The organism is Thermoleptolyngbya sp. M55_K2018_002, from assembly GCF_015295965.1.
Classification (GTDB): Bacteria; Cyanobacteriota; Cyanobacteriia; order Elainellales; family Elainellaceae; genus Thermoleptolyngbya; species Thermoleptolyngbya sichuanensis.
Window position 1 is genome coordinate 1 of record NZ_DVEA01000076.1, and the last position, 11,862, is coordinate 11,862.

Here is an 11,862-nt window from a genome sequence, read left to right on the forward strand (position 1 = left end):
CCCGCCATGACTCTAGCAAAATCTAATCGCTGCCCCACGCACCGCAGATCGGGCCCATGCTAAAGTTTTGTTTAGTCGAGTTTCGTCAGGGTTAGCGTTGCGTCTGGCCCGCTCTGCGTTTGATTCTGCGTCTGATTCTTTGATCCTCCTTTGATCCATAGTCCTTACCCCCGATTCCTCCCATGTCTATCCTCGGCAATCCGCTCACGCTAATTACCTCTGGCAAGCCCTTCATTCGTGCCTTAGAAGCAGCCGGGACGCTGGGCGTATACGTGCCGCTGGAGGGCGGTCTGGAGGGGCGGTATCAGCGACGGCTGCGGGGCGCAGGCTACAAGATTCTGAACATTACGGCGCGGGGGCTGGGCGATTTGTCGTCCTACCTGCTGGATGTCCACGGGGTGCGCCCGCCCCACCTGGGCAAAAAGAACCTGGGACGCGAAGGGGCCGTCGGCTATCGCTACTTCGTGCCGCCCGTGGCCACCTACGAGGCTGAGGTGTTGCCCAAGGGCGCAAAGGGACTGGTGATCTGGATGCTGGAGGGGCACATCCTGTCGCGCTCCGAGCTAGAGTTTTTGGTGACCCTGCCCCAGACCGACCCTCGCATCAAGGTGGTGCTGGAGATGGGGGGCGATCGCCAGTTTACCTGGAAACCGCTGAAGGACATTCTGGCGGCTGCTTAGCCAGATTCTTTGGCAACCGTTTCTCGAACGCAATCGTTTCTCGAACCTGATCGGGCTGCTATCGAGCCGCGATATGTGGCCGCTTTGGGGACACTTTAGGGCGATCGCCTCTAGATTTGGGGATCGCTGGGAACAATCCACCCAGAAAGTTTGCTGCAAAAGGTTTTGACGCTCTTTGCAAACGGCATTTTTGGTGTACACTGAGGGCCAAGGTGGGTGATCCCCATCCGGGTGCATGGTTTAACAGCAAGCTCTGGGTTCATCGCCAGAGGGTGCTATCCTCGTTCTTTGCTTCCCTGCGGTCTGAGTCAGGGCAACCAATTTGTACACTCCCTTGCAGTCCTTAAGGGAGGGTCGCTGGTTCAAGTTAATTTGCGGAGCCAGCTTTCAGCACCTCCCTGCAATTCGGAATTTAACTCTGGCCTATGCGCTGGCGGGTGCCGACTGTGTGGATGTGGCGGCAGACCCGGCGGTCATCCATGCGGCAAAGGAAGGGCTGACTGCGGCGGCAGGGCTGGGGTGCGATCGCCTCCCCTGGCTCATGGTCAGCCTCAACGACGGCGAAGATCCCCACTTCCGCAAAGCGGTCTTCGACCCGGCCCGCTGTCCGGCAGACTGTCCCCGCCCCTGCGAAACCATTTGCCCTGCCCAGGCGATTACCTTCAATCGCCCCACTGAGGGATATTCTGGCGGCTACTCTGGCGTAATCGAGAGCCGCTGCTATGGCTGTGGGCGCTGTCTGCCGCTGTGCCCGATTCAGCACATTACCACCCAGTCCACCACTATTACGCCGGAAATGATTCCATCTCTGCTGGCGCAGGTGGACGCGCTGGAAATCCATACGCAGGTCGGGCGGCTGGCAGAATTTCGGCAATTGTGGCGGGCGATCGCCCCCGTGGTTCACAGGCTCAAGCTAGTGGCGATTAGCTGTCCCGACGGCGACGGGCTGATCGACTATCTGCGATCGCTCTATCAGCACATCTCTCCGGAGGATAGCCCGCTGCCCTGTCCACTGATTTGGCAGACGGATGGGCGACCCATGAGCGGCGACATCGGAGCCGGAGCCACTCGCGCCACCGTCAAGCTGGGACAAAAGGTGCTGGCGGCGGGGCTACCGGGCTATGTGCAGTTGGCCGGCGGGACGAATCACCACACCGTTCCGAAATTGCGGGCGCTGGGCTTGTTGTCTGAGGAATCTACCCTGGGCGATGCCCGGCGGGATCGCTCCGCACATCGCGCTGAGGATCTGCCCCAACCCGCCGCTTCCACCTTCATTGCAGGCGTGGCCTACGGCAGCTATGCCAGGGTGCTGCTGTCGCCCATCCTTGACCAGCTAGATGCGATCGCCCCCCGGCTGCTTGGCGCTTCTTCCCCGCCTCCCCACGCCGATGCCCTCCCTCACCTTGCTCCCGATTCTGCGGGGTATGACCCGCTTTCAGGTTCGCCGCCAGAATCGATCGCTCCCCCTCCTGCCCATGTCGCCCGTATCACCCATGTTGCACACGTTGCACATCTAGAACATGACCCAGACTTACTCGCGCAGGCCGTAGCACGGGCGATCGCCCTAGTGTCACAACTCAAGCCGCAGCCTGGACTGGCGATCGCCCCTGCCGCAGATGCCGACCTGAGTTTAGCAACTGAATCAGCCCCTCCCTCGCCGCTTTCCCCCCACCATGCGCCTGCCGTCGAGCCAGTCTTGCTAAAGCCTGGATGAATGCTGGCATTCTGCTTCCACAAGTGTCTCGCTCCCTCCTCCAGCCCTGACAAGTTTTTAATGTTCAGCGCTACCCCCAAGATTTCCAACCTTTTAACCCCTTGGTACCCGGCCATGAGCGTCAAGCAGTTTCGATTTAATCCTGTTCAATCTCCTGTTCAATTTATTGCCTCTTGTTTTATTGGCTCTCGTTTTGAGGCAGCGTCCGGTTCGCGACCTGCGCTTTTTCCCCCAACGTTGTTCGTTATTTATTAGCAACCACCTATGACATTCAACGGGAACGATTCTGCCGAATATCGCCCCTCCGTTACCCCCGCTGCGGCCAGCGCGGATGCCAAGCCCGCCCAGCCGCTGCAAATCACCGACGACCTGGATCAACTGCTGGCGATTTTGCCTGACCCAATTCGCGATCGCCTGGAACAGCATCCCCAGCGCAATGTGCTGGTGGAAGTGGTGCTGGATCTGGGTCGTCGCCCCGAAGCCCGCTTTCCTGGAACGTCTGAGTATCTTTCCGAAGATGCCATCACCAAGGCAGACTTGCAGCACTGTATCGACCGCGTGGGTATCTTTAGCGGCGACAACCGGGCGGGCATTGAAAAAACCCTGCACCGCATTAGCGCCATCCGCAACCGCGCTGGCGAAATTATCGGCCTCACCTGTCGCGTCGGGCGGGCAGTCTACGGCACGATTGGCATGATTCGTGACCTAGTGGAATCGGGGCGATCGATCCTGATGCTGGGGCGGCCGGGCGTGGGCAAGACCACGGCCCTGCGCGAAATCGCCCGCGTGCTGGCAGATGAGCTAGAAAAGCGCGTCGTCATCATCGACACCTCCAACGAAGTGGCCGGCGACGGCGACATTCCCCATCCCGCCATCGGTCGGGCCCGGCGGATGCAGGTGGCCCATCCCGAAAACCAGCATCAGGTGATGATCGAGGCGGTGGAAAACCACATGCCAGAAGTGATCATCATCGACGAAATCGGTACGGAGCTAGAAGCGCAGGCCGCCCGCACGATTGCCGAACGCGGTGTGCAGCTGATCGGCACGGCCCACGGCAACCAGATTGAGAACTTGATGAAAAACCCCACCCTTTCTGACCTGGTGGGCGGGATTCAGTCTGTGACGCTGGGCGACGAAGAGGCCCGCCGTCGGGGTAGCCAAAAGAGCGTGCTGGAGCGCAAAGCGCCGCCGACCTTCGACATTGCAGTGGAAATGCTGGAGCGGCAAAAGTGGGTGGTGCATGAGTCGGTGGCGGACACGGTGGATGCGCTGCTGCGGGGGCGCGTACCCAATCCCCAGGTGCGCCAGGTCAACGACGCAGGCGAAATCACCATTACCCACGAACAGAGCGGCAAAGGGCTGGACCCTAAACCCGTGCGATCGCTCCCCTTTGGCGACAGCAGCACGGCCTTGCGCGATACGGGGGCGGCGCGGGTGGCGGGCTGGCGATCGTCGGGACAGATGATGCCGCTGCCGTCGCCCCGCTATGACCGGGTAGCGCGGTTTCCCCGTGATACGGATTCGTTCAGCGGCGGGATGTCGCCGGAGCGCCAGTCCTTTGACCAGATGCTGAACGACTCGCTAGAGCGATCGCTCATGAGCGAGGAAGCGGACCCTTTCGGCGAGGTGCCCACGGCAGGGCCCAACGGCGAAGATTTGCCGCTGCACATCTACCCCTACGCCGTCAGTCGGCATTTGGTAGAACAGGTGATTCACACGATGAACCTGCCCATCGTGCTGACGAAGGATCTAGACGGGGCGGATGCGGTGCTGGCGCTGCGATCGCACATCAAGAACCACTCCAAGCTGCGGCAAATTGCCAAGAGTCGCCAGCTTTCGATCTTTACGGTCAAGTCCAACAGTATGCCGCAGATTATCCGCGCCCTCCAGCGGATGCTAAAGATGGAAGATGCGTTTTTGGAGGAGCCGATTAACCTCAACCTGTTTTCGCGCAGCGGCGACGAAGACGAAATCGAGGCACTGGAGGAGGCTCGCCTCGCGGTGGAGCAAATCGTCATTCCCAAAGGGCAACCCGTGGAACTGCTGCCTCGCTCCGCCAAAGTTCGCAAGATGCAGCATGAACTGGTAGAACACTATCACCTGAAGTCCTCCAGTTTTGGCGAAGAGCCAAACCGACGGCTGCGGATTTATCCAGCGTAGGCACTATGAAATCATCGACGCAGAAATCAACGGGGGGAACGGTGCTGGCGATCGCCACCCCGATTGCCATCCTGGCTACCCTAGGGGTGAACACCCTGTCCAACACCAACCCCCCCGGCGGCGTGAACGTGGGCGAACTTGCCAACACGCTGCTGAGGGATGTGCGAATCTTGCCTGCAAACTACGCCTTTATCATCTGGGGCGTGATTTACGTCGGGCTGATTGCCTACGGCATTTACCAAATTCGCCCAGCCCAGACTGGCGACACTGCCATTGTGCAGGCAGACGCGCTGCTGATCGTCGCCTGTGTTGCCCAAATCGCATGGATTTATCTGTTTACATTCCGGCAGTTTTGGGCCTCGGTCTTGGCTATGCTGATCATCCTGGGGTCGCTGATTCTGGCGTATCTGCGGCTGGGCATTGGGCGCGATCGGGTGGGGCGCGATCGCCGCTGGAATGCCCACATTCCCTTCAGCATCTACCTGGCGTGGATTTCTGTTGCGACGATTGTGAACATTGCCTCGGCCCTGTTTGCCAACAACTGGAGCGGCGGCCTCGCTCCCGACCTGTGGGCGCTGCTGCTGCTGATCATTGGCACGGCGATCGCCCTTGTCGTCTTTTTCCAGCGGCGAGACATCGCGTTTCTGCTGGTGTTTATCTGGGCGTATGGGGCGATCGCCCTCCGCCAAGCCGCCTTTCCCCTAGTGCAACTCGGGGCGATCGGCGGCGCAGTTCTGCTGGCCGGACTAGTCTTCTGGAGCCTGTGGCAGCCGAGGCAGCGGTTTGAGTGATGGAGGGAAAAGGGAAGAACGAAGAGAGAAGAAGGAAGAACGAAGAGGGAAGAACGAAGACGTTCTGGTTTTCATTTTTCGTTTTTCATTCTTCCTTTTTCCGTCCTCCCTAATGCCCCTCCAGCCGCCTGCGCCATTCCGTATCGATTTTGTCTGCCTGGGCGAGTTCCTGCGCGGTCAGGTCTTCCTGAGTGTTGTAGGCCAGGTTGGCTTCATCCACGACAGATTCCAGCGCAAACTGCTGGGCAAAGGCGAGTTTTTCCTGAATTTTCGGCCCGAGGCGATTCAGCGCTTCGGCGCGACGCTGGCGCATTTCGTTGCGGGCGGCGATCGCCTTGTTGCGTCCCTGAATCCACAGATAGCGCACCAGCGGCACAATTAGAAAACCCGCCGCGTAGGCCAGCAGCAGCCCATAAATACCGCCGACCAGGCCGACGATGCCGCCCAACGATGCCGCGCCGCTCCGCAGCAGGGAACCCAGCATCAGCGCTCCGACGATATTCACCACGCCCAGCCCAGCCGCCATCATCAGTTGCCCAGATGTCGCTTGGCTAAAGCGCCAGGGCAATTCCTTCAGGTATGCCGCCACCGAGAGGCGATTTTGCTGCTGGGCAGTGACTTGCAGTTCGGGGAAGTGGTAGACCAGTTCGCCTGTGGGGCTGACCTCTGGGCGGCCGTTGAAGCGGGTCAGCACGGGCAGCATGTAGTCTTCTAGGTCGGTGGTTGCGGTGTTGATCTGGTCGAGGTAAGGGGTGACTTGCTCGGCAACCACTACGCCCCGCTGGTTGCGGATGACATTGGCGATCGCCCGCCAGCGCCGCTCCTCCAGATTTGCATTCGGATTGCCATCGCCAAACAAGAACGAAAACACCGATTCCAGGAAACTCATTTGATTTTTGGGATCGCTGGCGTTTTCTGCCTGTTCGCGGCGATAGCGGCGGTCGGTGTCGGGCAGAAAAATCCAGTACCAGTCGGGGCCAATCCACATACTGGGCAGTGTCACCATGCCGCCGCCATCAAAGTCGCGGTCGTTGTCGCCCTGGGCGGCGCTGAGGGCCAGCATGGCGGCAATAATGGCGATCGCAATCAGGACAATCGAGGCCACCAGGGCAATCCCAAAGCTGATGCGAATCAGGTAGAACATCACCCGCCAGACCTTGCTCCACCAGGCCTGTAGCCGCAGCCGGAAGTATTTATTTTGCAACACTTGGCGAAAATTGCGCGGAAAGACGTAGGCAATATCGCCCGCGTCCGACACCTGCATGTGCCCGCCCGCCTCAGATGCCAGCGCCAGCAGACCTTGCTCGGCCCGCTTCACGTCCAGCCCTGCCAACGAAGCCAGGTCGCCTGCGGTGACTCGATAATTGAGCCGCTCGACGGCTTTCATCAATTCGGCATCCAGTGCCATAGCGTTTCCCTTAAGCCAGAAACTATCTTCACTCTAGAAATTTTTGAAGCAAAGTGACAATGTTTCGGAGCCAAGGCTGAGAGGTTGCACTTTGCCCTGCGGCATGACTCACTTCCCCCTCCGGTCGTGATGCCCATCATCGACAAATCCGTAGATTTTCGGAACCCCTGCCAACGCTCCGGCCAAAGGTTGCAAATCAGCGATAAAGTAGCAAATAGGATTTTCCAGGCTTTTCCCAAACGCAGCTATGCCCAGATCTCAACGCAACGACAACTTCATTGATAAGACCTTCACCGTCATGGCAGACCTGATCCTCAAGGTGCTGCCGACGAACAAGGCCGCCAAAGAAGCCTTTGCCTACTATCGAGATGGCATGTCGGCTCAGGCGGATGGGGAATATGCCGAAGCTCTGGCAAACTACGAGGAAGCGCTGAAGCTGGAGCAAGACCCCTACGATCGCAGCTTTGTGCTATACAACATGGGGCTGATCTACGCCAGCAACGGCGAACACGATCGCGCCCTGGAAAGCTACCACCAAGCGCTAGAACTGAACCCTCGAATGCCGCAGGCGCTCAACAATATTGCGGTGATCTACCACTACCTGGGCGAACAGGCCGAACTGGCGAACAACACCAGCGAAGCCGACAAAAACTATGACCAGGCGGCGGAATACTGGGAGCGAGCCATCCGCCTTGCGCCCAACAACTACATCGAAGCCCAAAACTGGCTGAAAACCACCGGCCGCATGAAGATCGACGTATTTTTCTAAGAAGCTTTTCCCTCCTCGTCTCTTTGTTTTTCCTTTTTCCTAAAAATGCTCGATCGCGAACAGGTTCACAAAGTTGCCCACCTCGCTCGCTTGGCGCTGACACCCGCTGAGGAGGAACAGTTCACCACGCAGCTTGGCAGTATTTTGGAATATTTTGAGCAACTGAATGAGCTGGATACCCGCGACGTGCCGCCGACGACTCGCGCCATCGACGTGAGCAATGTCGTGCGTCCTGATGTGCTCCAGCCCTATCCCGACCGCGAGGCGATTCTCGATAGCGCCCCCGATCGCGACGGCGAGTTCTTTAAAGTGCCGCAGATTATGGGCGGGGGCGATTAGTCCCGCTCCGATCCAGTTTCGCTCTAAGATTCAGTTTCGCTCTAAACAGTTCTGAACAGTTATGTCCTGATCCGGTTATGTCTTGGTCAGTCACATCCCGCATCGTCACAACACGAGTCGCTACAGCACCAGTCGTCAGGACAAACCATGAAAATTCAAGCAATTTACACCGACGGGGCCTGTTCGGGAAACCCTGGCCCGGGCGGATGGGGCACGCTCGTCGTGTTTGAAGACGGCAGCGTTCATGAAATGGGCGGGGGCGATCGCCAAACCACCAACAACCGCATGGAAATGCAGGCGGCGATCGCAGCGCTAGAATACCTGAAAGCCACCGGACAAACGCAGCCCATCCCGCTCTACACCGATAGCCAATACCTGATCAACGGCATCACGCAATGGATCAACGGCTGGAAGCGCAAAGGCTGGAAAACCTCTAGCGGTAGCGCAGTGTTAAATCAGGAACTCTGGCAGCGGCTCGACGCGCTGAATTCTCGTCAGATTCAGTGGACTTACGTGCGCGGCCACGCAGGCAACGCTGGGAACGAACGCTGTGATGCGATCGCCCGTGCCTTTGCCCAAGGACAAGTGCCCCCCTTGCAGCAAATCGGCCCCGTCTCTTGAGTGTTGTGTCGAGTGTTGTGTCGAGTTCTAAGCACCTACGCAGAGCGCCATCGCCCCCGCGCAGACTGGCTAGACCAGCTAGCCGCCCGCCACAGCAGGCACAATGCTCACTTCATCGCCTGCATTCAGCGCCGTGTTTGCGCCGTCCAAAAACCGGATATCTTCGCTATTCACATAGAAGTTCACAAAGCGGCGGAGTTTGCCTTGGTCGTCGCACAGACGGGCCTTGATCCCAGGAAAAGACGCATCGAGCTTATCCAGCAATTCGGCGATCGTCGCGCCCTCGACTTCTACAGTCGCCTGATTGGCAGTGAACTGTTGCAGCGGCGTGGGAATGAGAACTTTGACAGACATAGCTAAGAAAATTGGGGTGAAAGGAGTAAACGGGGTGAAAGGGTAACAGAGGGTTATCGAAGCTGAGAAGCAAGCAGTCTAGCCCCTAACCCCAGGAATTTGGGTCTCTTAAACCGTGACCTGCTGCCATTCCAGGCGGCCCAGCGTGTGCGCCCGCTCCAGCGCCCGTTCAAAGCTTTCCAGCTTGGGTTCGATAGTGAGGGGTTCGCCAATGTAGCCCTGGACGGCTTCCTGGGTCTTCAGCCCGTTGCCCGTGATGTAGGCGACGGTGGTTTCGTCGGGGTTGATTTTGCCTGCTTCGGCCAGTTTTTTCAGAACGGCGATCGTAGTGCCGCCTGCGGTTTCGGTGAAGATGCCTTCGGTTTCGGCCAGTAGTTTGATGCCTTCGACCACTTCCTGATCGCTGACTGATTCAATATTGCCATTAGTCTTGCGGGCAATGTCCAGTGCATATACCCCATCTGCCGGATTGCCAATCGCGATGGATTTGGCAATGGTATTAGGTTTGACGGGTGTGATGAAGTCGCGGTCTTCGCGGTAGGCCTGGGCAATGGGCGAGCAGCCGTCTGCCTGAGCGCCGCTGAAACGCACCGCTTTTTCCTCCACCAAGCCGACTTTGGTAAATTCTTGGAAGCCTTTGTAAATTTTCGTGAACAGGGAGCCAGAGGCCAGCGGCGCAACGATGTGATCCGGCAGTTGCCAGCCAAGCTGCTCGATGACTTCATAGCCCAGGGTTTTGGAGCCTTCGGAATAGTAGGGGCGCAGGTTGATATTCACGAAGCCCCAGCCGTGGCTATTGGCGACTTCCGAGCAGAGGCGGTTCACTTGGTCATAGTTGCCATGAACGGCCATGACGGTGGGCCCGTAGATCAGCGTACCCAGGACTTTGCCTGCTTCCAGGTCAGAGGGAATAAACACACAGCAGTCTAGCCCTGCGTGGGCGGCGATCGCCGCTGTCGAGTTTGCCAAGTTCCCAGTGCTAGCGCAGGAAACCGTCGTAAAGCCCAGTTCCCGTGCGCAAGTCAGCGCCACGGACACCACCCGGTCTTTGAAGCTGAGGGTGGGCATATTCACTGCGTCATTCTTGATGTAGAGATTTTTGATACCCAGGCGACGTGCCAGACGGTTTGCCTTCAGCAGCGGCGTAAAGCCTGTGCCCACGTCAATCAGGTTATCCGTTGCAACGGGCAAGAAAGAGCGATAGCGCCAGATAGACTTGGGGCCGGCTTCGATGGTTTGACGGGTCACGACTTTGCTCAGGTGGGCGTAGTCGTAAGTCACTTCCAGCGGCCCGAAGCACAATTCGCAAACGTGAATTGCCTTTGCTTCATACTCTGCACCGCACTCTTTACACTTCAAGCCAGAAAAAGCAGCAGCGGTGGAACGGGTTTGGGTGGGGTGGGTTGCCAGCGTCATGGAGGGGTCTCGTCCTGTGATATCTCGTTCGGTTTGCGTGAAATGAAGTCTGGGAAAGGGTTGCAGGTTTCCTTCACCCAATGCAAGGAATCGTAGCATGGGCAACAAACAGCGTCAAACATACCCGACTTTTTTTATCGGGATTTGATTCAATCCCGAATTTCACTGCATTTGAACCGCACAGGACTTACGCACTTGCAATCAGCTTTCTGGGTTTTAGACAATTTCTCGCTGCGTAAGTCCTGCCGCATTTAAGGTAAGGAAGATTTCAGCAAGGGTTTCATCGTTTCCTCTAGTCCTTAGCGCCAATCGTCCAACACGAACGCACCGGGATGGTTAAACGCAGGCTGGTTTGGGCAGAGCATCGCCACGCCCAGGATGTCGATGCGAAACCCCAGGCTCCGCAAAAGCTGGTACGCACCCTGCCGCTCCGTATTGACCCCGCAGATCAGGGTTGAGAGTCCGCGCTGAGCCGCCAGACCTTCGCAGGCTTGCAGCAGAGAGGCGAGGGATTGGGACGCGCGATTCGCGAAGCGATCCCTACGGGAATCGTCCGACCGCACCACGCCAAATTTCACGTAGCAAGCGTCTTTGCCTGCTTCAGTGCATTCTCCGCAATGGCAAATCGCAAACCCCTCCAGATGTTGATTTTCGACAGGGGAACCCCGGCTTTCCAGCAGCACGGTTTCGCCCCAGTGGCGAGCGGCAACGGTGCGAATTTCGTTGCTCAAGTCAAGTCCCTCGAACACTGTGTGGGTCAGTTCAGCACAGCGTTCCAAACTGTCTGCTTGTGTGGCCACCGCCAACTCTGAATACCTCAGGACGGACTGAAGAGGGGGCTGGGCATTCTGAGGCTGAACGGGCTTGCTCATGACCGCCGTCAAACAGCGGGGGTGAAACCCGAACCGCTCGTAGAGTGCGAGGTGTTTGGGGCTGTTGGAAAACGTAAAGATGCCAAGCTGAGATATTTGATGCTGAGCAAAATAGTCCATTGCAGCGCTGACGAGTTGCTGCCCTACCTTCTGATTCCAGTAGTCGGGATGGACGGTGAGCGGGCCAAACCCGCCAAAGCTGCCCCAGTTCACCGCAATATTTGAGCCAACGATCTGACCGTTATCTTCTGCGACAAACGCGGCGGATGGGTCCAGGTACCACCGATTCATGTAGTTCGTCGTTCTGGCAAAGTCTTGCGGGTCGGGCAGTCCGATAAAGGTGCCAAACGCCAGACGGAAGAGGTGATCGGCGATCGCCAAATCCGCTTCCTGCATTGCCCGAATCGTAATGGCCATGAGTCTGGGTGGGTCTGGGTGGCGTTTAATCGTTGCTCATTTTCAGCAGCAGCTCAATAGTAGCCAGAGGGCGATCGCCCCGATCCACAGGTCAACAAAGGTTTGCAATAACCACGCTGCAAGCCTGGACGGGAAAGGCTGGCTCATTTTAGATTTTAGATTTTCGATTTTGGGTTTTGGATTTGCGACTTTGTGCGACTTTAGATGTCTGAGCGTTTGAGAGGCTTCTAGTCATTTCATGGGCAGCGTCACTTAGGAAAGCCCAAAAAATCCGCCCAAACCCTCCCCACACGAAAAAGCGCCCCCCGCAGGAGGCGCTCA

At 57.8% G+C, this 11,862-nt stretch carries 9 protein-coding genes and 2 pseudogenes; 7 read left to right on the forward strand and 4 right to left on the reverse strand.

Translation table 11 applies throughout. The annotated features are described in order from the left end of the window. Nucleotides 1–182 precede the first annotated feature (182 nt). The 4 genes and pseudogenes from ndhN (at nucleotide 183) to IGS51_RS03700 (ending at nucleotide 5,345) form a co-directional block, all read left to right on the forward strand. Nucleotides 183–680, forward strand: a complete 498-nt coding sequence (gene ndhN / locus IGS51_RS03685) for an NAD(P)H-quinone oxidoreductase subunit N (RefSeq protein ID WP_297076041.1) — start codon at nucleotides 183–185, stop codon at nucleotides 678–680. Between the two features lie 322 nt (nucleotides 681–1,002). After that, nucleotides 1,003–2,019, forward strand: a pseudogene (gene ldpA, locus IGS51_RS03690) (circadian clock protein LdpA); the annotation flags it as partial. A 639-nt stretch (nucleotides 2,020–2,658) separates the two neighbouring features. Next, a complete protein-coding gene (locus IGS51_RS03695) occupies nucleotides 2,659–4,554 on the forward strand; it encodes a R3H domain-containing nucleic acid-binding protein (protein ID WP_297076045.1) in 1,896 nt (631 codons plus the stop codon). Nucleotides 4,555–4,559: 5 nt separating this feature from the next. Next, entirely contained in the window at nucleotides 4,560–5,345 is a 786-nt protein-coding gene (locus IGS51_RS03700) for a tryptophan-rich sensory protein (protein WP_297076047.1), read from the forward strand. Between the two features lie 109 nt (nucleotides 5,346–5,454). On the opposite strand, the gene IGS51_RS03705 is transcribed toward IGS51_RS03700, so the two are convergent. Continuing rightward, nucleotides 5,455–6,753, reverse strand: coding sequence for a hypothetical protein (locus tag IGS51_RS03705; RefSeq protein ID WP_297076050.1), 1,299 nt, complete (start codon nucleotides 6,751–6,753; stop codon nucleotides 5,455–5,457). Between the two features lie 247 nt (nucleotides 6,754–7,000). Between IGS51_RS03705 and IGS51_RS03710 the strand changes: the two genes are divergently transcribed. The 3 genes and pseudogenes from IGS51_RS03710 to rnhA form a co-directional block, all read left to right on the forward strand. Next, nucleotides 7,001–7,522 carry a photosystem I assembly protein Ycf3 gene (locus IGS51_RS03710; protein ID WP_068511273.1) on the forward strand — a complete coding sequence of 174 codons (522 nt, stop codon included), beginning with the start codon at nucleotides 7,001–7,003 and terminating at the stop codon, nucleotides 7,520–7,522. A 45-nt stretch (nucleotides 7,523–7,567) separates the two neighbouring features. Continuing rightward, entirely contained in the window at nucleotides 7,568–7,861 is a 294-nt protein-coding gene (gene gatC, locus IGS51_RS03715) for an Asp-tRNA(Asn)/Glu-tRNA(Gln) amidotransferase subunit GatC (RefSeq protein ID WP_297076053.1), read from the forward strand. Nucleotides 7,862–8,008: 147 nt separating this feature from the next. Next, nucleotides 8,009–8,467, forward strand: a pseudogene (rnhA, locus tag IGS51_RS03720) (ribonuclease HI); the annotation flags it as partial. A 93-nt stretch (nucleotides 8,468–8,560) separates the two neighbouring features. Here rnhA and IGS51_RS03725 read toward each other — a convergent pair. The 3 genes from IGS51_RS03725 to IGS51_RS03735 all read right to left on the reverse strand — a co-directional run bounded on the left by IGS51_RS03725 (nucleotide 8,561) and on the right by IGS51_RS03735 (nucleotide 11,541). Beyond that, entirely contained in the window at nucleotides 8,561–8,836 is a 276-nt protein-coding gene (locus IGS51_RS03725) for a ubiquitin-like small modifier protein 1 (protein ID WP_297076059.1), read from the reverse strand. A 108-nt stretch (nucleotides 8,837–8,944) separates the two neighbouring features. Next, a complete protein-coding gene (thrC, locus tag IGS51_RS03730) occupies nucleotides 8,945–10,252 on the reverse strand; it encodes a threonine synthase (protein WP_297076062.1) in 1,308 nt (435 codons plus the stop codon). Nucleotides 10,253–10,551: 299 nt separating this feature from the next. After that, a complete protein-coding gene (locus IGS51_RS03735) occupies nucleotides 10,552–11,541 on the reverse strand; it encodes a GNAT family N-acetyltransferase (protein WP_297076065.1) in 990 nt (329 codons plus the stop codon). Nucleotides 11,542–11,862: the final 321 nt, after the last annotated feature.